Annotated in this window: 21 protein-coding genes; 9 read left to right on the forward strand and 12 right to left on the reverse strand. The window is 60.2% G+C overall.

Translation table 11 applies throughout. The features are described from left to right. Positions 1-7 precede the first annotated feature (7 nt). The 7 genes from algG to yaaA form a co-directional block, all read right to left on the reverse strand. The gene (gene algG / locus ACX3YF_RS12825; RefSeq protein WP_130204417.1) at positions 8-1,597 is read right to left on the reverse strand and encodes a mannuronan 5-epimerase AlgG; all 1,590 of its coding nucleotides are present in this window, start codon (positions 1,595-1,597) and stop codon (positions 8-10) included. A 26-nt stretch (positions 1,598-1,623) separates the two neighbouring features. Then, positions 1,624-3,105 (reverse strand): alginate export family protein, encoded by a 1,482-nt coding sequence (locus tag ACX3YF_RS12830; protein ID WP_130204418.1) that lies wholly within the window; start codon positions 3,103-3,105, stop codon positions 1,624-1,626. Continuing rightward, positions 3,102-4,598: an alginate biosynthesis TPR repeat lipoprotein AlgK gene (gene algK / locus ACX3YF_RS12835; protein ID WP_204149619.1), complete on the reverse strand. Its 1,497-nt coding sequence runs from the start codon at positions 4,596-4,598 to the stop codon at positions 3,102-3,104. Before algK ends, ACX3YF_RS12830 begins: the two co-directional genes overlap by 4 nt. Positions 4,599-4,613: 15 nt before the next feature. Continuing rightward, a complete protein-coding gene (locus ACX3YF_RS12840) occupies positions 4,614-5,783 on the reverse strand; it encodes an alginate biosynthesis protein Alg44 (protein ID WP_130204419.1) in 1,170 nt (389 codons plus the stop codon). Between the two features lie 36 nt (positions 5,784-5,819). Beyond that, positions 5,820-7,301, reverse strand: coding sequence for a mannuronan synthase (gene alg8, locus ACX3YF_RS12845; RefSeq protein ID WP_448647423.1), 1,482 nt, complete (start codon positions 7,299-7,301; stop codon positions 5,820-5,822). Between the two features lie 138 nt (positions 7,302-7,439). Beyond that, a complete protein-coding gene (locus ACX3YF_RS12850) occupies positions 7,440-8,756 on the reverse strand; it encodes a nucleotide sugar dehydrogenase (protein ID WP_130204421.1) in 1,317 nt (438 codons plus the stop codon). An 823-nt stretch (positions 8,757-9,579) separates the two neighbouring features. After that, the gene (gene yaaA / locus ACX3YF_RS12855) at positions 9,580-10,359 is read right to left on the reverse strand and encodes a peroxide stress protein YaaA (RefSeq protein WP_047532869.1); all 780 of its coding nucleotides are present in this window, start codon (positions 10,357-10,359) and stop codon (positions 9,580-9,582) included. A gap of 177 nt (positions 10,360-10,536) precedes the next feature. Between yaaA and ACX3YF_RS12860 the strand changes: the two genes are divergently transcribed. The 6 genes from ACX3YF_RS12860 (at position 10,537) to ACX3YF_RS12885 (ending at position 15,774) form a co-directional block, all read left to right on the forward strand. Further along, entirely contained in the window at positions 10,537-11,661 is a 1,125-nt protein-coding gene (locus ACX3YF_RS12860; protein WP_130204422.1) for a polysaccharide deacetylase family protein, read from the forward strand. Positions 11,662-12,019: 358 nt separating this feature from the next. After that, the gene (locus tag ACX3YF_RS12865; RefSeq protein ID WP_047532864.1) at positions 12,020-13,414 is read left to right on the forward strand and encodes a PhoH family protein; all 1,395 of its coding nucleotides are present in this window, start codon (positions 12,020-12,022) and stop codon (positions 13,412-13,414) included. 127 nt (positions 13,415-13,541) lie between these two features. Then, complete coding sequence (gene moaC / locus ACX3YF_RS12870) at positions 13,542-14,015, forward strand: cyclic pyranopterin monophosphate synthase MoaC (RefSeq protein WP_046820460.1); 474 nt, start codon at positions 13,542-13,544, stop codon at positions 14,013-14,015. After that, positions 14,012-14,254 (forward strand): molybdopterin converting factor subunit 1, encoded by a 243-nt coding sequence (gene moaD, locus ACX3YF_RS12875; protein WP_130204423.1) that lies wholly within the window; start codon positions 14,012-14,014, stop codon positions 14,252-14,254. The genes moaC and moaD overlap by 4 nt, the downstream gene beginning before the upstream one ends. A gap of 3 nt (positions 14,255-14,257) precedes the next feature. Then, positions 14,258-14,710 carry a molybdopterin synthase catalytic subunit MoaE gene (gene moaE, locus ACX3YF_RS12880; RefSeq protein ID WP_130204424.1) on the forward strand — a complete coding sequence of 151 codons (453 nt, stop codon included), beginning with the start codon at positions 14,258-14,260 and terminating at the stop codon, positions 14,708-14,710. 287 nt (positions 14,711-14,997) lie between these two features. Beyond that, on the forward strand, positions 14,998-15,774 hold the full coding sequence (locus ACX3YF_RS12885; RefSeq protein ID WP_130204425.1) for an ABC transporter substrate-binding protein: 777 nt from the start codon (positions 14,998-15,000) through the stop codon (positions 15,772-15,774). A gap of 107 nt (positions 15,775-15,881) precedes the next feature. On the opposite strand, the gene ACX3YF_RS12890 is transcribed toward ACX3YF_RS12885, so the two are convergent. From ACX3YF_RS12890 to ACX3YF_RS12910, 5 genes are all read right to left on the reverse strand, one after another. After that, entirely contained in the window at positions 15,882-16,523 is a 642-nt protein-coding gene (locus ACX3YF_RS12890) for a helix-turn-helix transcriptional regulator (RefSeq protein ID WP_130204426.1), read from the reverse strand. A gap of 91 nt (positions 16,524-16,614) precedes the next feature. Continuing rightward, positions 16,615-17,742, reverse strand: a complete 1,128-nt coding sequence (locus tag ACX3YF_RS12895; RefSeq protein ID WP_130204427.1) for an NAD(P)/FAD-dependent oxidoreductase — start codon at positions 17,740-17,742, stop codon at positions 16,615-16,617. 123 nt (positions 17,743-17,865) lie between these two features. After that, positions 17,866-18,810 (reverse strand): ornithine cyclodeaminase family protein, encoded by a 945-nt coding sequence (locus tag ACX3YF_RS12900; protein ID WP_130204428.1) that lies wholly within the window; start codon positions 18,808-18,810, stop codon positions 17,866-17,868. Between the two features lie 139 nt (positions 18,811-18,949). Continuing rightward, on the reverse strand, positions 18,950-20,437 hold the full coding sequence (rhlB, locus tag ACX3YF_RS12905; protein ID WP_130204429.1) for an ATP-dependent RNA helicase RhlB: 1,488 nt from the start codon (positions 20,435-20,437) through the stop codon (positions 18,950-18,952). 97 nt (positions 20,438-20,534) lie between these two features. Next, complete coding sequence (locus ACX3YF_RS12910) at positions 20,535-21,191, reverse strand: alpha/beta hydrolase (protein WP_130204623.1); 657 nt, start codon at positions 21,189-21,191, stop codon at positions 20,535-20,537. A 466-nt stretch (positions 21,192-21,657) separates the two neighbouring features. On the opposite strand from ACX3YF_RS12910, the gene ACX3YF_RS12915 reads away from it, so the two are divergent. The 3 genes from ACX3YF_RS12915 to ACX3YF_RS12925 all read left to right on the forward strand — a co-directional run bounded on the left by ACX3YF_RS12915 (position 21,658) and on the right by ACX3YF_RS12925 (position 25,044). Further along, a complete protein-coding gene (locus ACX3YF_RS12915; protein ID WP_090464863.1) occupies positions 21,658-22,689 on the forward strand; it encodes an amino acid ABC transporter substrate-binding protein in 1,032 nt (343 codons plus the stop codon). A 65-nt stretch (positions 22,690-22,754) separates the two neighbouring features. Further along, entirely contained in the window at positions 22,755-23,936 is a 1,182-nt protein-coding gene (locus ACX3YF_RS12920) for an amino acid ABC transporter permease (RefSeq protein ID WP_130204430.1), read from the forward strand. Between the two features lie 10 nt (positions 23,937-23,946). Beyond that, positions 23,947-25,044 carry an amino acid ABC transporter permease gene (locus ACX3YF_RS12925; protein ID WP_130204431.1) on the forward strand — a complete coding sequence of 366 codons (1,098 nt, stop codon included), beginning with the start codon at positions 23,947-23,949 and terminating at the stop codon, positions 25,042-25,044. Positions 25,045-25,048 lie beyond the last annotated feature (4 nt).

Consider the following 25,048-nt stretch of genomic DNA (forward strand, 5'->3'; position numbering starts at 1 on the left):
ATTATCCTCAGTCCTGCATTTCGGTCTGGCGTTCGACAGGGTCGATCAGCACGGCTTTCTGCTGGCGCACCAGCAGGTCGAGAATTTCATCCTGGCGCTCGCCGAGAATCCCCGAGAAGCTGATGCCGCTGGATTTGGTCGGTGCGAGCATGGACACGCGGTACAACTCGACGCTCAGCGGCGAGTCGATGGACAGCGGCCCGCTGCCATTGCCCGCCAGTTCACCGCCGACCACGATCAGCGACACCTGGGCGTCGAACGGGTCGAGCTTGATGTCGCGGTCGGTGTTGGTCAGGTCCTTGATGTGGCCATAGACGCCGGTCAGGCCGTTGGCCATGGCGATGTTTTCGTAGAGGCGGATGTTCACGCTGTTACGAATGCGGATGCCGTGGCGCCGGTTGCTGATGACCTTGTTGCCCCACAACAGGTTGTCGGCACTCTCGTAGAGGGTGATGCCGTCGGTGTGGTTCTGGTAGATCTCGTTGTGGGCGATCAGGTTGTTCACGCTGTTACGGTCGATCACCAGCCCCGAGAGGTGGTTGTCGTAGCTGCGGTTGTTGAAGATGAAGCTGTCGTTGACCTCACGGGAAATAATGATCCCGTGCTTCTTCTTGGTCCCGTACACCGTGTTGTCGGCGATGATCAGGCCGTGGGATCGGTCGTGCGGGTCGATGCCGTAGACGATGTTGTCTTTGTAGGTGTTGCCCTTGACCACGAAGTCGCGGGTCTCGTAGCAGTAGAAGCCGTACCACATGTCCGAGAACTCGGAGCCGACGATCCAGCCCGTCGGTTCGGGACGCTTGAGCACCTTGGCCATGTTCGGCGTGTACTGGGAAATACTCACGCCGTAGGACTTACTGTTGGCATAACCGAAACTGGCGATCTTGCTGTTGGCGATGTAGGTCTCGGTGCCGCCCCAGGACAGCAGGAACGGACGGAATTCCTTCGGCGAAGTGAACGTCGCCGGGCCGTTGTCCTTCTCGCGCCAGCCAGTGATTTTGGTATCACGCACGAACAACTGGCCGTCGTTGACCAGGAACGAACCGGCCTCCTGGGACAGGCGCAGCTCCTGGGTCTGCTTGTCGATTTCCAGGATGCCGTGGTGACCGACCACGATCGGCAGTTTCGCCAGGAACACACCCGGCGCGGTTTCGATGACGTACTTGGGCAGTTTTTTCGCCACGTCCTTGAGGTTCATGTAGCCGTCGTCGACGAAGATCGCTTGCGGGATGCCGTGCTGACGCACCACCCATTCGGCCATCTTGTTGTCACCGCCGATGAAGTCCTTCAGGGCGTCTTCCTGCATCATCCGGCGCACGCTGATCTTGCCGGCCTTGCTGCGCACGATTTTCGCGGCGACGGCTTCGGCGGTGTAGCCGGAAATGTCCGGCAATTTCGGCGTGGCCAGTTCCAGCGGCGCGGTCGGTGCGCTGCTGACGGTGTAGGTCTTGGCTTGTTGCAGTTCCTTGGCCATGGTGGCCGGCTTGGCTGCCGGCTCCACACTGGCCGACTCTGCATTGGCGAACCCAGTCGCACTGGCCAGCAGCAATGCGCCGGCCAACAGGCTGATCGAGCCTTTTCGGGCTTGATGATTCATCTGGGGAACTCCCTTCGCGGTGTGCATCAGAAGCGCCAGATCACGTCGATGAACGCGCGGTGCATGTACGAATCAACCTGGCTACCGTAGGCATCGCCGGGCTTGAACACGCCGCCACGGAAACGCACCAGGGCCGAAGGCTCATCGATCTTCTGGCTCAGTGCCGCTGGCAACAGGCCCTGCTTGAAGTACTTGGTGACCACCAGGTCCATTTCCTGACCCATGTCTTTTTCGCCATCGTTCAGCGGCAGGGAGGTGGTGGAGAGCACCGCGCCGGTGACGTCGTCGGTGTTGTTCTGCACCGCATCGATGCCGTTGCTGCCGACCGGCTTGTTGCCGTCGACACGCCAGAACTTGTGGTAGATCAGGCTGGCGTCGTACTCGTCGTTGAGCATCCACGAACCGAACAGCGTGGCGGTTTGCAGGTTGTTCATTTCGCCACGGAAGGCCTCGCCGAAACGGTGGACCCGCGAGCGGGTGCCGGTGTAGTTCGAGCGGTTGCTTTCCAGGCCGTTCTGTTCGTAATCGGCGCTGGCCCGGGCGTAGGCCGCACCGACTTGCCATTGCGGATCGAGGCGCAGGCGCACGCCCAGATCGGTGGCCCAGCCGTTGACGTCGCCGCTGTGCTTGGCTTGCGCGGGTGGAGTGCCATCGGCGTTCAGCGGGTTGACCGTGTCGCGGTCGCCGCTCATGCCGGTGACGCTGCCCCAGTAGTTGACCGTGTTGGTGTTGCGCCAGTTGTAGGCGTCGCTGTTGGCCTGCAGGCCGATCCAGCTGATGTCGCCGTTCTGTTTCTTGTCCAGTGAATCGCTGGGCACGCCCGGTTGTGCATAGTCGAGCTTGCCGTCGTCATGGGTGTGATGACCGCGAATGCCGACCCACTGACCTGGTGTCCACTGGTATTCGGCCTCGGCGTAAGCGTGCAGGCGATCCTTGTCCTTGGGCGCCAGCTCTTTCAAGTCGGTGCGGTATTCGCTGAAGCGTTCGGCGACGCCGGCGTTGGCGCGCAACAGGGTGGTGTCGAAGGTCCAGTTCACGGCTTCGATGTTGGTGTCGCGCCATTGTCCGTCGTCATTGTGCAGGCGCTGGCGACCGACTTTCAGGATCTCGCCGGGGTAGGGCGTGAAGCCGCTGTAGCCGACCCAGAACTCGCGCATCGCCAGGTAGTTCTTCTTGGTCTGGCGATCATTGTTGCTGGTGTTCTCGGTGCCTTCGGACTGTTGCAGGGTGTCGGTTTCAATGATGTCGGTGGACGTCACGGCTTGACCCATGGCGTAGGCGCTCCACGCGCCGCTTTCGCCATAGACCCAGGGACGCAGGTCCAGACCGACGCCGTTGACGTCGCCGCCGGGCTGTGTGCCGAGGTCACGGTCGTCTTCGGACTGGCCGGTGATCTTCACTTCGAGGCCGAAGTTCTTGGTTTCGGTGATCGCCGCCAGTGTCGGGCAGGACCAGATCAGCGCGAATGTCAGGCCAATACCGGCCTTGACGAATGGATTCAACTTCATAGGGATTCCTCGCCGTCTTCTTGCAGGGCGTGCAGTTGCAGCGTGTTCTGGCTCAAGGCACCACGAACGGACTGTTCTTGTTTCAACAGGCGTTGGGCCTCGGCAAGCTGCGCAGGCGGCAGTTGGGCTTCGAGTGTTTGCGCAAGCTCGGTGGCTTGGGGGGTGTTCTGGACCTTGGCCAATTGGCTGAAGACATACGCGTTGAGCGGGTCAGGCTTGGTGCCCTTGCCCTGGGAAAACAATTGGGCGATGGCGAAGTCGGCGCTGTTCTGGCCGTTGCGCGCCGCGGTCAACAGATGGTCGAGGGCCTTCTGTGGATACACCTTGCCCAGGTAGCCACGGCGGTAGATCTGGCCGAGGTAATAATCGGCGGCGACTTCGCGGCCGACGGCTTTCTGGAAGTGTTCTTCGGCGACCTTGGCATCGACCGGAACCCTCTTGCCTTCGTAGTAGAGCTTGCCCAGCAACAGTTCGGCGCGCGGCTGGTCGGCGGCGCGGCCGTTATCCAGGTACTTCATCATCTGGTCGACGTCGCCCAGTTCGGGGAAGTCGTAGAGCAGCTGCGCGAGGGTGACCCACGATGCCGGGTAACCCGGAGCGATGGGTTCGAGCAGCGACTGCGCGGTTTTTTCATCGGGCGTGCCGAGGGTCGAATCCGCCAGCACACGGGCAACGCTGTCGACCCGTTGCGCGGAAACCGTGCCGCGAGCGTGAGCCGCTTGCAGTTGCTTGATCAGTTCGGCCTGTTGTTCGGGCTTGGCCTGTTTCTGATAGACCGTGGCCAGCTCGACGTAGCAGATGTCGGTGGTGTTCAACGCGGCTTTGCAGATCGTTGCCACTTCGTCCAGGTGCTGGTCGTAAGTGCCCTGGGTGCGATAGAGCAGCACCTGCGCCAGACCCGCTTCCGGTTTGCCTTCGGCGCGCCATTGGCTGATCTGCTGCTGGGCATTGATGTTCGGGAAGCTGTGCGGGTATTGCAGGTACAGCATGGCCAACGGGATCAATGTGTTGCCTTCGCCATTGGCGGCGGCTTTTTTCAACAGGCCTTCGGCTTCGTGCTGTTCGGCTTCGGTGGAGCCGGGTTTGGCCACCAGCAGACGACCCAGGCGTGCTTGCGCTCGCGGCGAAACGCTGGCGGCGGCGCGGTAAGTTGCCTCGGCCTGTTTCATCTGCGCCGGGTCACGGCTGTCGACCTGAATGTCAGCCAGGCCGACTTGCGCCTCGCTGTAGCCCAGGTCGGCCAGTTGCTGGTAATTCGCCGCCGCGGTGGCGGTATCGCCACGCTTGAGCGCTTCGTTGGCCAGGCGCTGGTCGGGCAGGCCGGCGCAGCCGGCGAGGCTGACTGCCAGTGCGACGGCACACAGTGAGCCCATGTGGGAGCGAGCCTGCTCGCGAAGCAGGCGCCCCGGTGCATCAGCCAAACCGCGTCGATCCTTTCGCGAGCAGGCTCGCTCCCACAGGGTCGGCGGAGTGTTCAAGGTAGGAGTGGTCACAGGCATGTCCTCCGCTTAAAGACCAGCGGCCATGGCTTTGTCGATCAGCCAGTTCAGGTTCGGGCCACGGTCGCTGCTCACTTCCACCGGGCGGCCGGCGAGGGTGGTGTCCAGGGCTTCGTCCGGCTGGATCAGGACGCGAATGTCGGACGACAGGTCGGCGCTTTTCAGGCTGGTGCTGCTGACGATCTTGCCGGTGCGGGATTTGTCTTCGCCGGCGATCTGGAAGCGCACCGCGGTGCCTGGCAGCACGTCGCTGAACTGGCGATAGGAGAAACGCGCTTCAACGTTGGCTTCGCTGTTGCGCGGTACCAGTTGGAAGATCACGTCGCCTTTGCTGGCGTACTGACCGTTGGCGACCATTTGCTGGGCCACGGTGCAATCGCACGGCGAAGTGAGGGTGCCGGTCATTTGCTTGCCGAACAGCTCTTCGACCTTGGCCGGTGTCAGTTGATCGTCTTCCAGATGGCCCTTGAGCACGTCGAGCATGCTGGTGCTGAAGGTCGCCAGCGGCGCGCCTTTGGCGGCCACGCCATCGGGTTTCAACAGACTCTGCACGGTACCGTCGCGGGGCATGGTGATGCTCACGCCGGGCACGCTGACCAGTCCGGCCTGGGCGTGGCTGACGAAGTACATGCCGTACACCGACTTGAAGATGAACCCGAACGCTGCCAGGCCAACCACGAAGATCCCCAGGCTGAAGGTCACGGCTTTCATGCGTCCGAACGCGGACATGCCGTGGCCGCCGTCCTTGACCTTGCGGGCCTTGGTGAAGTTGTCGCGCTGCAGCGTCGCCAGCACTTCGCCGATGCTGACGATGTCGCCGGCCAGGTGCGAGGTGATCAGGTGACGCAGGGTCGAGATGTCTTGTTGTTCCAGGTTCTGGAACTGGCAACCGGTGCGACCGCTCTGGCGATCGAAGGAGCGAACCTGCAACTCGACGTCCATGGCCAGGCCGAGGTTGTCGATCACGAATTGCAGGCGCGCCTTGTACACGTCGCCGATCTTCAGCGGCAACTGGCCGGCATTGAAGGCCAGGCCACCGGCGGAGAGGTCGAGCACTCGTGCTTCGACCGGCGTGCGGTCGGGACCGTAGAAGCGCAGCTTGGCCGGGATTTTCACGCGGGCGTGTTGGCGCTGGGCTTCGGATTCATGCACTACGTTGGCGTTGACGGCGGTATTCATAGGGGCGGTTTCCTGGTTAATTCAATAAGGGGGCGGTCAGACCATCATCAGCAGCACGGCGACGAAAATGCTGCCGGCGGAGAAGGTCATGGTCCGAGACGACCAGGTGTTGAACCAACGTTGAAAGCTGGCGAGATCACGGGTCAGGGAAGTGGGCTGGCGAGTCCAGGACTGTTGGTCGAGGCGGAAGAACACGTAGATCTTCACCAGCGCACCGACGATCTGGTTGTAATAGAGAATCGCCGGGTAGGCCGGGCCGATCCGGTGACCGGAGCAGGACAGCAGCAGGGTCAGGATCAGGCGGGTGATACCGATCCACAGCAGGTAAACCAGGATGAACGCGGTGCCGTACTTGAAGCTGGCGATCATGGCGACGGTCAGGCCGAGCAACGAGGTCCACATCGACACGCGCTGGTCGAACAACACCACGGACGTGAACACACCGAGACGTTTGATCCCCAGGCCCAGGGCGCGGGAATTCTGGCGCAGGTTGTTGCCGTACCAGCGGAACATCAGTTTGCGGCTGGCCTTGATGAAGCTCTTCTCGGGCGGGTGCTCCACGGTGTGGATCGCCGCGTCCGGCACGTAGAAGGTGTCGTAGCCCAGGCGCATCAGGCTGAACCAGCTCGACTTGTCGTCACCGGTGAGGAATTTGAAACGACCCAGGCGCCAGTGTTGCAGCGAGTCGCTTTCCACGTCGGCGATGAAGTCCGGGTTGGTCACGACGCTGGCGCGGAACACCGACATGCGGCCGGTCATGGTCAGCACGCGCTTGGACAGGGCCATCGAGCACATGTTGATGTGACGCTGGGCAAAGCGCAGCTTGTGCCATTCGCTCATGATGTAGCCGCCGCGCACTTCGCAGAACTCGTTGGTGGTCAGGCCGCCGACGTTGCCGAACAGCTGGAACCACGGCACGGTCTTGAGCACCACGCCCTCGGCGAGCACGGTGTCGCCATCGATCACGGCCACTACGGCGCGGTCATCCGGCAGGTGACGGGAGATGGCGCGGAAGCCGTAGGCCAGGCCATCACGTTTGCCGGTGCCGGGAATGCGCACGAAATCGAGCTTGACCCGGGCCGGTGGATTCATCCGGTTCCACAGGCTTTTCACCAGCAGCTCATCGGACATTTCCACGATGGAGCAGACCACGGTGGTCGGCAGGCCGCAGTCGATGGCTTCACGAATCACCGAGCTGTAGACCTGTGCGGTGGTCAGGGCGTCGATGCGGAAACTGGTGACCATCAGAAATACATGGGACGGGTCTGCCGCTTTACCCAGCTTGCGCACTTTGCGCCGCAGGTGCGGGTAGACCACGTACAGAAACAGCATGCCGCGCAGAAAGTGCGTGGCCCCCATCGAGTAGCGCCAGATGCCGACGATACCGATCAGGAAAATGAAGTCCTTCGACTCGGAGTCGAACGTGGACACAGGCAACGCCATGGCGATGCCCATCAATAAACTTAGATAAAACAGCCAACCGGCGGCCTGGAGTAGGCCGTGCTTTAGCCTGTGCATAATCTGCATCCGTCTAGATCTCGGGTTAACGCAGGCGTACAAACCTGAAGGAGCGAGCTTGCTCGCGATGACGCTGGGTATCTGATACCCAGCGGTGTTCTCAGGTGCATCGCGAGCCAGCTCGCTCCTACAGGGGGCTTACCAGCAAATGCCTTCGGTGCGGCCGCTGACGCTGGTGGCCTTGGACATGAAGCCGACCAGGTCGATCACCTGCTTGCCGTGAGGAACGTTCTGCACCAGAGTGCGGAATTTCTCGTCGCGGTTGCCGAGGATGATCACGTCGGAGTTGTTGATCACGTCGTCGAAGTCGGCGTTGAGCAAGGACGAGACGTGAGGGATCTTCGACTCGATGTAGTCCTTGTTCGCGCCGTGGACACGGGCGTATTCGACGTTGCTGTCGTAGATCTTCAGGTCGAAACCTTTGCCGATCAGCATTTCCGCCAGGTCCACCAGCGGACTCTCGCGCAGGTCGTCGGTGCCGGCCTTGAAGCTCAGTCCCAGCAGGGCGACTTTGCGTTTGTCGTGGCTTTCGACGATGTCGAAGGCGTTTTGCACCTGGGACTCGTTACTGCGCATCAGCGAGTTGAGCAGCGGGGCTTCCACATCCAGCGAGCTGGCGCGGTAGGTCAGGGCGCGAACGTCCTTGGGCAGGCAGGAGCCGCCGAACGCAAAGCCCGGGCGCATGTAGTACTGGGACAGGTTCAGGGTCTTGTCCTGGCAGACCACGTCCATCACTTCGCGGCCGTCGACGCCGACGGCCTTGGCGATGTTGCCGATCTCGTTGGCGAAGGTCACCTTGGTGGCGTGCCAGACGTTGCAGGTGTACTTGATCATCTCGGCGACGGCGATGTCCTTGCGGATGATCGGCGCGTCGAGCTCTTCGTACAGCGATTGCAGAACGTCGCCCGAGGCCTTGTCGAACTCGCCGATGACGGTCATTGGCGGCTGGTCGTAGTCGGCGATGGCGGTGCTTTCGCGCAGGAACTCAGGGTTCACGGCGACACCGAAATCGACACCGGCCTTCTTGCCGGAGCAATCTTCGAGGATCGGGATGACCACGTTGGCCACGGTGCCTGGCAGCACGGTGCTGCGGACCACGATGGTGTGGCGGGTGCTCTTGTCGCGCAGGACAAAACCGATTTCGCGGCACACCGCTTCGATGTAATTCAGTTCCAGATCGCCGTTCTTCTTGCTCGGCGTGCCGACGCAGATCATCGACAGGTCGGTGTCACGAATCGCCTCGGCGAAGTTGGTCGTGCCACGCAGACGGCCAGTCTGGATACCTTGCGCCAGAAGTTCGCCCAGGCCCGGTTCAACGATCGGCGATTTGCCGGCATTGATCATATCGATCTTGTCTTTGGCAACATCGACGCCGACAACGTCATGGCCCCGTGCAGACAGGCATCCGGCACAGACTGCGCCGACGTAACCCAAACCAAATATGCTGATGCGCATCGCAATTACCTCTCTATTATCAAGCCTGTATTCATTAAGCCATTAGATGGCTGGAGTTAAGGGTGTTTCAGCGGTCATAGTGCATTCGCAAGTGCGGCTTACAGGCGCAACAATGCCGTGTTCTGGCATATGAATGACGAGTGTCTAAATAAGTGCACTCAAGATGTGCGCAATCGGGCCTTATTGTTATGACGTGCCCTGTTATGCAGCCAATCCTCTATTCAGAGGATGTCCGTGCAATCGTCTTGCGCGCTCGATGTCAGGCCATAAGCCCGTAAATCAAGCGCTTGGGTGCTCCATTGAGCACGCTTATAGGGGCGCTGCCATGGCCTTGTAGGGGATAGTCATAAAACGTTATCTCCTGTCCGTTGTGTATTGCCCAAATCAGGGATTATTCAGCACAAGTTGATGTGACAACTTTGCTACATGGATCTCTGTTCTGCGTAAGTTATCTCGTACAAGCATTGTGAGGATCGTTACCGGTGGTATGAGCGGTGCATTCGGACATAGTTCCGACCCGCTGATCACGAATTCTGAAATTTCTTGAAATATTGAGAAAGATGGCACTGCTTTCATATTGATAGCACTTGCCGTTTCGCCCTTTATATATAGGCGATTTATTGGGAGGGATAGTTTTTTGCCACTACCGATAAAAATTTTCAGTGCCACTACTGAAAAAAATCATCAAAGTCGAGTGAAACTAAAGTTATAAATCGGAGTGATGTATTTTTGGCGCCATGAAAATGGCGATAGTGGCGGGAGAATTGTGGGGGCTCAATGGGGGCGCATGACGGATCTGAGCCTCATGCGCCACCCCGGCGTTTCAGTCTGGGGCGTGATCGCGCAGGAACACCAGATTGTCCGGTTTAGACTGCTCGGCGCTGTACCGATAGCCTTGCACGTCGAACTGTTTGAGGGCGGCCGGGTCGTTGATGCGTTCTTCGATCACGAAGCGACTCATCATGCCGCGGGCCTTTTTCGCGTAGAAGCTGATGATTTTGTACTGGCCGTTCTTCAGGTCCTTGAACTCGGTGTTGATGATGCGCGCCTTCAAGGCGTTGCGTTTGACCGCCGAGAAGTACTCGTTGGAGGCCAGGTTCAGCAGCACGTCATCACCCTGGTCAGCCAGGGCTTCGTTCAACCATTCGCTGATCCGCGTGCCCCAGAACGCATACAGATCCTTGCCACGGGCATTGGCCAGCTTGGTGCCCATTTCCAGGCGGTACGGTTGCATCAGGTCCAGCGGGCGCAGCAAGCCATACAGGCCGGAAAGCATGCGCAAGTGTTGCTGGGCGTAATCGAAATCGGCTTCGCTGAAGGTTTGTGCATTGAGGCCGGTATAAACGTCGCCCTTGAACGCCAGCAAGGCCTGTTTGGCGTTTTCAGGGGTGAACGCGGGCGTCCAGCTGCCGAAACGCGCGGCGTTGAGCCCGCCGATCTTGTCGGAGACATGCATCAGCTCGCTGATCTGCGCCGGTGTCAGTTCGCGCAATTGCAGGATCAGCTCCTGGGAATGGTCCAGGTATTGCGGCTGGGTAAAGCGCTGGGTCGCCGGCGGTGTTTCGTAATCGAGGGTCTTGGCGGGTGAAATCACCATCAGCATGAAGTCGTCTCCTTTAATCGTGGGGGCGATTCTAGGGGGTTGTCCTGGTTGACTCCAGCTATCAAGGCCATAGGTGATGATCGGTGGCTTTGCACAAAACCCTGTGGGAGCGGTGCTGCGAGTGTTTGGACTGGATCGGCTATAGTGCCGCGCGGGTTTTGTTATGGAGACATCTCATTGCGCATCGTTTTTCTATTTTCGGCCTGGCTCTTGAGCTTCGGGGCCATGGCGGCGCCGGGTGATGTGGCGACCCTTGATCGCAGCACCTGGCCTGAACAACTCGGCAACCCGACGCTGTTCGATGTCGCGTCACGCGCCGAAATCCTGATGTTTGCCCGCGTGCTGCTGGCCAGCGAAGCCCTGGACGAGCCCGCACTGGCCCAGCGCCTGGGTTTGCGCACGGTCAACATGGCGTCGGTCAACCATGTTCGCCAGCGCCTGTGGCTGCGTCTGTTGAGCAGCTACAACTTCGCCCAGCAGAGCTGCGACCAGGATGCGTCTTTCTGTTTCCTGGTCGAGGACATGCCCACCCTGCGCGAGCAAGCCGCCAAGTTCCAGATCAGCGAGGACAGCTACTACATCAAGTGGGCCGAACCGAGTCGCCTGTTTCATGCCCAGTACCTGGACGAGCAATTGCGCAAGGCCGCGCTGTTTCCGCAAACCAGTAGCGAAGTCGATCGTTTCGGCGACTTTGAGCGCAATGGCGACGAGATGCACGACCGGCTGTTTCTGCTGACCTTCGACAGTGCCGCCAATGCCCTGCCGGACAACACGGACTGGGTCACCGAGTACCTGCGCAAGTCGAACATGAGCGGCACGTTCTTCGTCCTCGGCAAGGATATCCAGACGCGTCTGGCCGAGCGTTCGGTGGCGAGCCTGCAATCGACCTACTCGATGCAGTGCGTCGGCGTACAGGGTTGGGAGTTCCGCTCCCACAGCCATTGGCAGGACTGGCAGGATTCGGTGCGGCGTAGCGCCGAGCTGGTCAAAAGCAAATTGCCGGAGAACTACGTGCCGCTGTTTCGCCCGCCCGATGGTCAGCGCCGTTCCGACGCGCAAGGCTTCTTCAAGTCTCAGGGGTTGCAGGTGGCGTTATGGGACATCGATGCCCAGGACGGCGCCGGCAAGCTCAAAGCCGGCCAGAGCGCGCAACGGGTGCTGACCCTGATGCTGCTGTGGCGTCATGGCGTGATCAATTTCAATGTGAAACAGGATGGGGTGAAAACGGCGATGCCCTGGCTGATTACGCAAACGGCGCAAAGCGGGATCGGTTGGGAGGACTGCCAGAACGGGTTCCGGTGAAAAGCCGGAGCGCGTTTCGCCGGGAAGGGCGAAAGCCCGTAAACATTGGGCAAAGGGCGATTTCGGGAGGGATTTCGATGCAGGCGGACTTCCGACTTTAACGGGGTGATGGCAGTCCGCCAAGTGCTATTGGTCATTCTGAAAAATAAACTTCAAAAAAACGTCAAAGTGCTTTTTTCTGTCATGTGTTTTGGAGTATTACGAAGACAGACCGCCGAAACCTGCAACACAGGTGGCGTCTTCCAAGACCCGTTTGTTTGCAGTCACTTGGATCTCCGCAGGTGAGATTCGGCGGCCACTTCGAGGCGCAGCACCGCCAAGGTATTGCGTCGACTGGCTCCCACAAAGGTGACCGAGTATGGATGATCACGGACGTAGCTCTTCTTCCAACCAGCCAATCCTTTATGTACTCGATACCAATGTATTGATTCACGATCCAAACGCGCTCCTCAATTTCGAAGAACACCACGTCGCCATCCCGATGACCGTGCTGGAAGAGCTCGACAAGCTCAAGAGCGGGCATCACAGCGTCGCGGCCGAATGCCGCCAGGCCATTCGCCTGATCGACAAGACCCTGGGCGATGCCTCCCCCGAGGACGTCGAACAGGGTGTGCCGATCCAGCGGGGCAAGAGCGGGCCGAAGGGATTGCTGTCAATTCTGATGAGCAAGCGTGCCGAGCCGAACCTGATTCTGCCCGAGCATCTGAACGACAACAAAATCATCAACCAACTGATCGACCTGCACGCGCGCGATCCGAAACTGCCCGTGGTGCTGGTCACCAAAGACATCAACATGCGCCTCAAGGCCCGCGCTTGCGGGATCGCGGCCGAGGACTACAGCACCGACCAACTGGTTGACGACGTATCGCTGCTGCCCAATGGTTATCACAACATGACCGGTTCCTTCTGGGACCGTGTGAGCAAGGTCGAAACCCGTCAGGACCATGGCCGCACCTGGCATCAGGTGCAACTGATCGACAACTTGCCGGCCGTGCACATCAACGAGTTCATCATCGATGAGCAGGGCTTTGTCGGCTGGATCAAGGAGATCGAAGAAGACAAGCTGCTGATTCTGGACCTGCACCAGGAACCCCTGCTGCATCAGGAAGCCTGGGGCCTGAAGCCACGGGACATTTATCAGAGCCTGGCGCTCTACGCCTTGCTGGATCCAGACATCCACCTGGTCAACCTGTCCGGTGCGGCCGGCTCCGGTAAAACCATCCTGGCGCTGGCGGCAGCCATCGAGCAAACCATGGTCAGCAAGCGCTACCGCCGGATCATTGCCACCCGTAGCGTGCAGGGCCTGGACCAGGAAATCGGCTTCCTGCCCGGTACCGAAGCGGAAAAAATGGAGCCATGGCTGGGCGCCATCACCGACAACCTCGAAGCCTTGCACATGGATGACGAAAGCACCCATGGCAGCGTCGATTACATCCTCAGCAAAGTGCCGTTGCAGTTCAAATCCCTCAACTACATACGGGGCCGCAGCTTCCAGCAGAGTCTGATCCTGATCGACGAGTGCCAAAACCTCACGCCGCACCAGATGAAAACCATCATCACCCGTGCCGGCGCCGGTTCCAAAGTGGTGTGCCTGGGTAACCTGGCGCAGATCGACACCCCCTACCTGTCCGCGACCAGCTCCGGGCTGACCTACCTGACGGAACGCTTCAAGGACTTCCCGAACGGGGTGCACATCACCCTGCAAGGAGTGCCACGTTCGATCCTGGCCGAATACGCCGAATCGCATCTGTAACCGTTCAACCAAAACCGGGCGGCCGCCAAAGCCGCCCGGTTTTTTTATGCCCGACGGGCCGATAATCGTGCGTGCGGAAATCTGACCCGCAGGTTTACAATCGACGCTCCTGATCAGGAGTAACCCCGTGCTGACTCATCTCGATTCCCAAGGTCGCGCCAACATGGTCGACGTCACCGAAAAAGCCGTGACGTTCCGTGAGGCGACGGCCCAAGCGCTGGTGCGCATGCTGCCCGAAACCCTGCAGATGATCGTCAGCGGCGGTCACCCCAAGGGTGATGTCTTCGCCGTGGCGCGCATTGCCGGCATTCAAGCGGCGAAGAAAACCAGCGACCTGATTCCCCTGTGCCACCCGCTGATGCTGACCGGCGTGAAAGTCGAGCTCAGTGCCGAGGGCGAGGACAGCGTACGTATCGTGGCGCGCTGCAAACTGTCCGGGCAGACCGGCGTCGAGATGGAAGCCCTGACCGCCGCCAGTGTGGCAGCGCTGACCATTTACGACATGTGCAAGGCCGTCGATCGCGGTATGACCATCGAAAGCGTGCGTCTGCTGGAAAAAGTCGGCGGCAAGAGCGGGCATTTCCAGGCAGATCAGCCATGAACGTCACGGTGAAATTTTTTGCCCGTTATCGCGAGGCGATTGGCGTGGACTCGGTACAGGTTCAGGGTGATTTCGCCACTGTCGACGACGTCCGGGCATTGCTGGCCCAGCGCGACGGCGCCGAGGTGCTGAGCGAGCAGAACCTGATGTGCGCGCGCAACGAAGACCTCTGCCAGCTCGACGAGCCGGTGAACGAGGGCGACGAAGTGGCGTTTTTTCCGACCGTGACCGGGGGCTGATCCATGGCGATTCGCGTGCAGTCCACGGCGTTCGATCCGGGAGCCGAAGTCAACGCCATGCACGATGCCAATGTCGGCGTCGGCGCAGTGGTGAGTTTTGTCGGCTACGTGCGCGACTTCAATGACGGGCTCGACGTGGCCGGAATGTTCCTCGAGCACTATCCGGGCATGACCGAAAAAGCCCTCGCCAGGATTGCCAGCGAGGCCGAACAGCGCTGGCCGCTGCTCAAGCTGGAAGTGCTGCATCGCATTGGCGCGCTGGAGCCGGGCGAGCCCATCGTCTTTGTCGGCACCGCCAGTGCGCACCGTCAGGCCGCGTTCGACGCCTGCGCCTTTGTCATGGACTACCTGAAAACCCGCGCACCGTTCTGGAAGAAAGAAAACACCAGCGACGGCCCGCGTTGGGTCGAAGGGCGCGACAGCGATCATGCGGCGGCGGATCGCTGGAAGCAGTAAGTTCTGCGGCGTTTCCAGGTAAGCCATCGCGAGCAGGCTCGCTCCCACATTGCAACGGCAAACACAGGCCCACTGTGGGGGCGAGCCTGCTCGCGATGGCGTCATCCGCACCACCAACACTTTTACTGACTCCCCTCCCGACCACCGGCCGATACGGGCTGCATTTGTCTGATTGACGAATAATACGTAAAAGTCCAGTATGGAATTCTAAGTACAAAAACGGCTTTCCCTGTTTCAACTCTTTCTTCTGTCTTGCCAAACCAACAACAACCCGCGAGAGAACGAACATGAAGAAGTTTCCCCTCATCACCGGTCTGGCCCTGAGCCTGTTGGCGTGCAGTAGTCTGTTTGCCGCCGAGAAAACCTTGCGCATCGGTATCGAGGCCGCTTACCCGCCGTTCGCTTCCAAAACCGATAAAGGCGAAATCGTCGGTTTCGACTACGACATCGGGAATGCTCTGTGCGCCCAGATGAAGGTCAAGTGTGTGTGGGTTGAAGGCGAGTTCGACGGTCTGATTCCTTCCCTGAAAGTGAAGAAGATCGACATGGCGCTGTCGTCCATGACCATCAACGACGACCGCAAGAAGTCGGTGGATTTCAGCCACAAGTACTACTTCACTTCATCGCGCCTGGTGATGAAGGAAGGCGCGGTGGTGGATGACCAGTACGCCAGCCTCAAAGGCAAGACGATCGGCGTGCAGCGCGCCACCACCACTGACCGTTATGCCACCGAGGTGTTCGAGCCCGAAGGTATCAACGTCAAGCGTTACAGCAACAACGAAGAGATCTACATGGACCTGGCGGCCGGTCGCCTCGACGCCATTTTTGCCGACACCATTCCGCTCAATGACTTCCTGTCGATGCCGCGCGGTAAGGGCTACGCGTTTGTCGGGCCTGAGTTGAAGGACCCGAAATATGTTGGCGAGGGCGCCGGGATTGCCGTGCGCAAGGGTAATGCCGAGTTGGTCAGCGAGCTGAACACCGCCATCGACGGCATTCGCGCCAATGGCGAATATCAGAAGATTTCCGATAAGTACTTCAAGTCCGACATCTACGGCGACTGATCTACCGCCATCGCCAGCAGGCTAGCTCCCACAGGTTTTGTGTACGCCGCAAATCCCCTGTAGGAGCCAGCCTGCTGGCGATGGGGCCAGACCAATCAACACAGCCGCTAGGCTTTCAATTCCTTCAAATGCTTGTACACCGTCGCCCGTCCCATGTTCAGCACATTGGCCACATAGTTCGAAGCGCTTTTGCCTTTGAAGGCCCCTTCGGCGTGCAGCGCCAGCACCAGTTCGCGTTTGTGGTCGCGGGTCAGCAGGTTCAGGCTCAGTTGCCGCTCGCGCAGCCAATTGTGCAGGAAGGTGTTGATGCGCTCCTGCCAGTCATCGCGAAACAGTGAGTCCGGTTGCGGAATCAGTTTGGTCGGCGACAGAAACAGGTCCAGCGCCGCCTTGGCGTTTTCAAACAGCGAAATATTCAGATTGATGCACAGCACCGCCACAGGATGACCGTCGCGGTCGCGCAGGACGGTGCTCAGGCTGCGAATTTTCTGACCATCCCAGTTGAGCTTTTCATACGGCCCGATATTTCGTTCGGTGACATCGTCGCTGAGCATGTCTTCGAGCGCCGAGTCGTCGCCTATCTCCCTTTTCGACAGGTTGTTGGCGATGTAGTCGACCTTCTGCGTGCGCAAGTCGTGCAGCACCACTTCGGCGTGGGGAAAGAACAACGTGGCGATGGCGTCGGCAATCGCCCGGAAGTTATCCAGGGAGGCGTCGTTCAGGGCCGGGTCTTTTTCGGGGGCGTTCATCACATGGGGCTCCGGGCAGCTTCAGCGCCCCGAAAAACGGGGCTCTGAAAGTGTGCCGCAATCGTGTCGGCGCGTCACCTGAGGGTGAGGATCAGCCCAGGCGGGCAGGGGAGAGCATGGCGGCGTTCAGGCCGAAGCGCGTGAGTGGCTCGGGCAATGCTTCACCGCGCACCAGGGCGGCGCTGGCCTGGCCCATGGCAGGCGAGGTCTGGATGCCATAGCCGCCCTGTGCCGCCACCCAGAACAGGCCTGGCACCTGTGGATCGAAACCGGACAACAGGTCGCCGTCACTGACGAAGCTGCGCAGGCCGGCCCAGGTGCGGGTCGGACGGCGGATGGTCAGGGTCGTGGCTTCTTCGATCTGGTAAATGCCCATGGCGATGTCCAGCTCCTCAGGCTGCACATCGTGGGGTTCTACCGGATCGGCGTTGGCCGGTGAGCCGAGGAACATCCCGGCATCGGGTTTCATGTAGAAGGACTCGTCGAGGCTGACCAGCATCGGCCAGTGATGAATGTCCACGCCCTCGGGGCCGGCGAAAATGAACGCCGCGCGCCGCTTGGGTTGCAGGCCCAGGGGTTTGGCGCCGGCCAGTTCACCGATCTTGTCGGCCCAGGCGCCAGCGGCGTTGATGATGACCGGCGCGCTGAAGGTGCCGGCGTGGGTCTGTACCTGCCACACGCCTTCGGCGTCGCGGCTCAGGCCCAGTACTTCGCAGTCTGTATGGACTTCGCCTTTGTGGCGGCGGATGCCGCGCAGATAGCCCTGGTGCAGCGCGTCGGTGTCGATGTCGCTGGCGGTCGGGTCGTAGATCGCGCCGTGGACTTTTTCCTGGCGCAGGATTGGCAGGCGGGCGCAGGCCTCTTCGGCGCTGAGCAATTGCATCTCGGGCACCGTGGCCTTGGCGCTCAGGTATTGATTGTTCAGTTCGGCCGGGTCGCCGGTGAAGTCCACGGTCATTTCGCCGCGCGGGGCGAGCAACGGGTGCTCGCAGAAGCCGGTGGGTGGCGTGTCGAAAAACGCGCGGCTGGCCTGGGTCAAGGCGCGAACCTGCGGCGTGCCATAAGCGGCGGTGTACAGCGCCGCCGAGCGACCGGTGGAGTGATAGGCCGGATGGGATTCGCGTTCGAGCACGATCACGCGCCCGTGCTGCGACAGCCAGAAACCGGTGGAAGCGCCGGCAATCCCGCCGCCGATGATGATGAAATCTGCGTGGCTCATGAACGTCTCCTGTTATCGGTCATCCCTGTAGGAGCCGGCTTGCTGGCGATCGCATCGCCGCGGTGTAAATGATGGACCGTGGCGTCTGCATCGCTGGCAAGCCAGCTCCCGCAGGGTGGGGTGTTATGGTTGTAGGCGGTAGATGGCATTGGCCAGCGCGATGTCTTCCAGGCCCAGGCCGATGGAGCGGAAGAACACATGGCGATGGTAGTCAGGGCGCTGCACTTTCTCGCTCAGCAGATCGGCCAGGTCGCCGACAATCGCATCGTTATTCCAGCCATGTTGTTCGCCGGCAATCAGCATCTCGCCGGCCGAGCCGGGGGTGGTCAGACGATAGTCACAGAATACCTGCATGTCATTGAGGCTTTGTGGCGGCACTTCGTGGGCGCGTGGGGCGTTGGTGCTGATGGAGGTGATCAACGCCGGTTTGCGCAGGCTGGACGGGTCGATCACCGGGCCGGCGGATGAGGTGCAGAGCATGATCACCTGCGCGTCGACGACAGCGGCTTCGCGGCTGTCGACGATGGTCAGGCGTGGCTCGATGCTTTTCAGCAGGGCCACGGTTTCAACGTCGTCGCTCAGGTTTGGCGAGTACAGGCTGATGCTCTGCCAGTCGCGCAGGTGCTTCACGTAGCGCAAATGCGCCTGGGCGACCTTGCCGCTGCCGATGATTGCCAGGCGAGTCGCTTTGAGCGGTGCGAGTGCATCGACCGCCACGGCGGTCGTCGCGGCGGTGCGCGCCGTGGTCAGTTCGCCCGCATCGCACAACAGCAGCGGCTGACCGGTCTGCATCGACATCAGCAAGGTCCAGGCGGTCACCAGCGGGCCTTGTTCGCGCACGATGTACGGCGACGTCTTGACCCCGTAAACGCCTTCTTTGGCCAGCACACCCAGATAGTTGATGAAGTCGCCGGCGCCCTGGGGAAACTCCACCAGTTGCTGCGCCGGTTGCACCGCCTGGCCGGCGGCGAGGTCGCGGAACAGGTTGCGCATGATCTGCGGTACGTCGACCTGGGCCAGCCACTCACGGGCCTGCGGTTGGGTGATCACATGGGGGCTGTTGGTCATGGTGGCTCCGGGTATCGGGATAAACTAATTTGTCCATTATGGACATTTAAATATCGCGAGCAAGCGCCTGTTGAAAAAAAGCCGGGCGAAAAAAAGGCGCAGTCCGTTTCCGGCTGCGCCTCTTTCTATGCGTCGTCCGTTACGGACGCTTGCGCTCAACCGCACGCAGCAGGTGCGTCGGTGGCGTTTCACAGCTGATCTTGCGACCCAGCTTCTCTTCGATGGATGGCAGCTGGTAGGAGTCGTCTTCACCGGCAAAACTGATGGAGACACCGTCGGCACCAGCACGACCGGTACGCCCGATGCGGTGCACGTAGTCGTCCGGGACTTCCGGCAGGGTGAAGTTGATCACGTGGCTGATGCCGTCGATGTGGATGCCGCGCCCGGCCACGTCGGTGGCGACCAACACACGGATCTTGCCTTCGCGGAAACCTTCCAGGGTCTTGATGCGCTTGTGCTGCGGCACGTCGCCGGACAGCTGCGCCGCATTGATGCCATCACGCACCAGGCGTTCTTCGATGCGCCGCACTTCATCCTTGCGGTTGGCGAACACGATCACCCGCTCCCAGCCGTTATCGTTGACCAGGTTGTAGAGCAGTTTGTACTTGTCGGCAGCGGCCACCGCGTAGATGTGCTGCTCGACGTTTTCGTTGGCAACGTTGGTGATTTCGATTTCGACGATGGCCGGGTCGGTGGTCCACTGCTTGGCGAGGTTCATCACGTCTTCGGTGAAGGTCGCGGAGAACAGCAACGTCTGACGCTCGCTCTTGGGCGGGGTCTGGCGAATGATCTGGCGCACTTGCGGGATGAAACCCATGTCGAGCATGCGGTCGGCTTCGTCGAGCACCATGACTTCGACCATGTCCAGGTGCACGTCGCCGCGCTGGTTGAAGTCCAGCAGACGGCCCGGCGTGGCGACGAGGATGTCGCAGTGACGGGCCTCGAGGTGCTTGAGCTGCTTGTCGAAGTCCATGCCGCCGACGAAGGTCATGACGTTGAGGCCGGTGTACTTGGTCAGGTCGGCGGCGTCCTTGGCGATCTGCACCACCAGCTCGCGGGTCGGCGCGATGATCAGTGCCCGTGGCTCACCCATGTAGCGCTCTTTCGGCGGCGGGGTTTGCAGCAGTTGGGTGATGATCGAGATCAGGAACGCAGCGGTCTTGCCGGTGCCGGTCTGGGCGCGGCCGATGGCATCTTTGCCCGCGAGGGTGAAGCCCAGCACCTGTGCCTGGATCGGCGTGCAATACGGGAAACCCAGGTCCTGGATGGCGTGCATCAGTTCCGGGGCGAGTTTGAAATCGTGGAAGCGGGTTTTGCCTTCCTGCGGCTCGACGACGAAATCTTCGAGTTTCCACGGGATTACCGGGGCCTTTGGCTTCGGTTCGCGGCGCGGTTTGGCGGGTTTCGGTGTTTCGTTGCGAGGTTGTTCGGAAGTGATTGGCGCCGCAGGTTCGACGGCCGGAGCGGGCTTGGGCTCGTGTTTCGGTGCCGCTACGGTAGCGGCCCGACCAGACGGATGACCGTCGGCGCGGTGGCTGGGCGTGTGAGACGGAGCGCTGGGGACTGGCGCGAGTTGCTCAGTCTCGCTTTTACCGAACATTTTCTTGAGTGCTTTGAGCACGGTCATCTCATCAATTGGTTAAGGAATGTACGCCGGCCAGTGTAATGCAAGAATCGGGCGCGGCGTAGTGGGATGGATCAAAGGGTGTTTTTAAACATTCGGTTTAACGCAAGCGCTCGGTGAGCCAGACGCCTATGTCGCGAATTTCCTCGGGTAACACTTCGTGACCCATTGGGTATTCCTGCCATGTCACGGTGACACCACGCTGTTTCAAATGCTCGTAGGCGGTTCGGCCCATCGAGTTTTGCACGACATCGTCGTACTGACCGTGCAGCGACAGCACCGGAATGCGCTGCTGGCTGGCGGACAGTTCCAGGGCGTCGCTGAACGTCGGTGCATAGGTCGAGAGGGCAAGTACGCCGCCCAATGCTCCCTGCCATTTCAGGAACGCGGTGTGCAGTACCACGGCACCGCCCTGGGAAAAACCGGCCAGAAAAATCCGCGAGGCGTCTATTCCGGCTGCTCGTTGCACATCGATCAGCTGGATGACCCGTTGTGCCGATTCCTCCAGTTGTTCACGGTTGATCGCGCGCGCCGGACTCATGGCCAATATGTCGTACCAGCTCGGCATCTTGTAACCACCATTGATAGTGACAGCACAGGTGGGCGCCTGGGGGAGTACGAAGCGGGTGGTCAGCAAGGTTTCCTGCAGCGCTTCGGCGACCGGCAGGAAGTCGTAGCGATCGGCGCCAAGGCCGTGCAGCCAGATGACGCAGGCGTCTGCGGGCTTGACGGGTTCTAGAATCAAGGGCTCGGTCATGGCTGCTCCAATGTTGTGCATGCGCGCTCATTAAGTGCGAGGTCTGAGTGCGCGTCCGGTTGATCAGTTAAGTAGATGTCGCAAGGCTGAAAGTTTTGCTCTTGACCTGCGCCTGAAACGATTTTGCAAGCGGTGTGGTACGGGGTTTGCTATGCACATGCTCGTACGAAAGATCCTACGCCTGTCGGTAACACTATCAGTGTACCGCTGACCGTGGGAGAGCAAAAAATCCGGTGATGGATGTTCGCCAGTGGCCGCTACGGGCTTCGCGAACGTGAAGGGCTACAGCCCGTTCGGCCGACTGGTGAGAAGTGAGTTGTCCCTGATGTGGATTTTCTCCTACTAGACTCATAGCTACGGTCCTACGTCGCTTGACCCTAAAAAAAGCCAACAAGGGTCAACAATGCCTCAAAAGGGTGCGATTGGACCACGCTCCGACACAACAAGAGCAAAACTGGAGGTTTGAATGAAGATGTTGAAATCCACCCTGGCAGTCGTGACTGCAGCCGCAGTACTCGGCGTCAGTGGGTTCGCTCAGGCGGGCGCGACCCTGGATGCAGTGCAGAAGAAAGGTTTCGTACAGTGCGGCGTCAGCGATGGCCTGCCTGGTTTCTCGGTTCCAGACTCCACCGGCAAGATCGTGGGCATCGACGCGGACTACTGCCGCGCGGTGGCTGCAGCTGTTTTCGGCGACGCGACCAAGGTCAAGTTCAGTCAGTTGAACGCCAAGGAGCGCTTCACCGCGCTGCAGTCCGGCGAAATCGACATCCTGTCGCGCAACACCACCATGACCAGTTCCCGTGACGCAGGCATGGGTCTGAAATTCCCCGGCTTCATCACTTACTACGACGGCATCGGTTTCCTGGTTAACAACAAGCTGGGCGTCAAGAGTGCCAAAGAGCTGGACGGCGCGACCATCTGCATCCAGGCCGGTACCACCACCGAGCTGAACGTTTCCGACTACTTCCGTGGCAACAACCTGAAGTACACCCCGATCACGTTCGACACCTCCGACGAAAGCGCCAAGTCGCTGGAATCCGGTCGTTGCGACGTACTGACTTCCGACAAGTCCCAGCTGTTTGCCCAGCGCAGCAAGCTGGCTTCGCCTAAGGACTACGTGGTTCTGCCGGAAACCATCTCCAAGGAGCCATTGGGCCCGGTCGTGCGTAACGGCGACGACGAGTGGCTGGCCATCGTGCGCTGGACTGGCTACGCCATGCTCAACGCTGAAGAGGCCGGCATCACTTCGAAGAACGTCGAAGCTGAAGCCAAGTCCACCAAGAACCCGGACGTTGCCCGTCTGCTGGGTACCGACGGTGAATACGGCAAAGACCTGAAAGTGAAAAAGGACTGGGTTGTCCAGATCGTCAAGCAAGTCGGCAACTACGGCGAAGTGTTCGAGAAAAACCTCGGCAAGAGCACTCCGCTGGAAATCGACCGCGGGCTGAACGCCTTGTGGAACGCTGGCGGCATTCAATACGCACCACCAGTGCGCTGATGGTTCTATCACCCGGTGGGCCAACCACCGGGTGATGTTCTGTTCCATTATTTGCGGGGCACTTCATGCAAAATTCAATCGGCGCACCAAAGCAGAGGCTCAGCCTCAGCGATCCGAAAGTGCGTGCGTGGCTATTCCAGATCATCACCATTGTCGCGGTGGTCTCGATGGGCTGGTATCTGTTCGATAACACACAGACCAACCTTCAGCACCGGGGCATTACCTCGGGCTTCAGCTTTCTGGAGCGCAGTGCCGGGTTCGGCATCGCTCAACACCTGATCGACTACACCGAATCGGACACATACGCCCGGGTGTTTGTCATCGGTCTGCTCAACACCCTGTTGGTGACTTTCATTGGCGTGATCCTGGCGACGATCCTCGGTTTCATCGTCGGTGTGGCGCGGCTGTCGAAAAACTGGATCATCGCCAAGCTGGCGACGGTGTACGTGGAAGTTTTCCGTAACATTCCGCCGCTGCTGCAGATCCTGTTCTGGTACTTCGCGGTGTTCCTGACCATGCCGGGGCCGCGTAACAGCCATAACTTCGGCGACACCTTCTTCGTCAGCAGCCGTGGCCTGAACATGCCGGCCGCGCTGACGGCAGACGGTTTCTGGCCGTTCGTGGCCAGCGTGGTCGTGGCTATCGTCGCCATCGTGCTGATGTGCCGCTGGGCCAACAAACGCTTCGAAGCCACCGGTGTGCCGTTCCACAAGTTCTGGACCGGCCTGGCGCTGTTCCTGGTGATTCCGGCGCTGTGCGCGCTGATCTTCGGCGCGCCGCTGCATTGGGAAATGCCGAAGCTGCAAGGCTTCAACTTCGTCGGTGGCTGGGTGCTGATCCCGGAACTGCTGGCCTTGACCCTGGCCCTGACGGTGTACACCGCGGCGTTCATCGCCGAGATCGTGCGCTCGGGGATCAAGTCGGTCAGCCATGGCCAGACCGAAGCGGCGCATTCGCTCGGCCTGCGCAACGGCCCGACCCTGCGCAAGGTGATCATCCCGCAAGCCCTGCGCGTGATCATTCCGCCGCTGACCAGCCAATACCTGAACCTGGCGAAGAACTCGTCGCTGGCGGCCGGTATCGGTTACCCGGAAATGGTCTCGCTGTTTGCCGGTACGGTGCTGAACCAGACCGGGCAGGCGATCGAAGTGATTGCGATCACCATGAGCGTGTACCTGGCGATCAGTATCAGCATTTCCTTGCTGATGAACTGGTACAACAAGCGCATTGCGCTGATCGAGCGGTAAGGAAAAGCGCATGAGTACTCATACTTTCAAACCCGACATGCCACCTCCGAGCAGCAGCATCGGTGTGGTGGCGTGGATGCGCGCGAACATGTTCTCCAGCTGGCTCAATACCCTGCTGACCCTGTTTGCGTTCTACCTGATCTACCTGGTGGTGCCGCCGATCCTGCATTGGGCGATCCTCGACGCCAACTGGGTCGGCACCACTCGCGCCGACTGCACGAAGGAGGGCGCCTGCTGGGTGTTCATCCAGCAGCGCTTCGGCCAGTTCATGTACGGCTACTACCCGCCGGAACTGCGCTGGCGCGTGGACCTGACGGTGTGGCTGGCGGTCATCGGTGTGGCACCGCTGTTCATCTCGCGCTTTCCCCGTAAAGCAGTGTATGGCCTGAGCTTCCTGGTGCTGTACCCGATCATTGCCTACTTCCTGTTGCATGGTGGTCTCTTCGGACTGACCAACGTGGCGACCAGCCAATGGGGCGGCTTGATGCTGACCCTGGTGATCGCCACCGTCGGTATTGCCGGTGCGTTGCCGCTGGGGATTGTCCTGGCCCTGGGCCGTCGTTCGAACATGCCGGCGATTCGTGTGGTCTGCGTGACTTTCATTGAGTTCTGGCGCGGCGTGCCGTTGATCACGGTGCTGTTCATGTCCTCGGTGATGCTGCCGTTGTTCCTGCCCGAGGGCATGAACTTCGACAAACTGCTGCGGGCCCTGATCGGTGTGATCCTGTTCCAGTCAGCCTACGTGGCTGAAGTGGTGCGCGGTGGGCTGCAAGCGATTCCCAAGGGGCAGTACGAAGCCGCTGCGGCGATGGGCCTGGGATACTGGCGCAGCATGGGCCTGGTGATTCTGCCGCAAGCCCTGAAGCTGGTGATCCCCGGCATCGTCAACACCTTCATTGCCCTGTTCAAGGACACCAGCCTGGTGATCATCATCGGCCTGTTCGACTTGCTCAACAGCGTCAAACAAGCCGCCGCCGACCCGAAATGGCTGGGCATGGCCACCGAAGGCTATGTATTCGCAGCCCTGGTGTTCTGGATTTTCTGTTTTGGTATGTCCCGCTACTCCATGCATTTGGAACGTAAGCTCGACACTGGCCACAAGCGTTAGGAGT

This window comes from Pseudomonas fluorescens group sp. PF-69 (genome assembly GCF_054481235.1).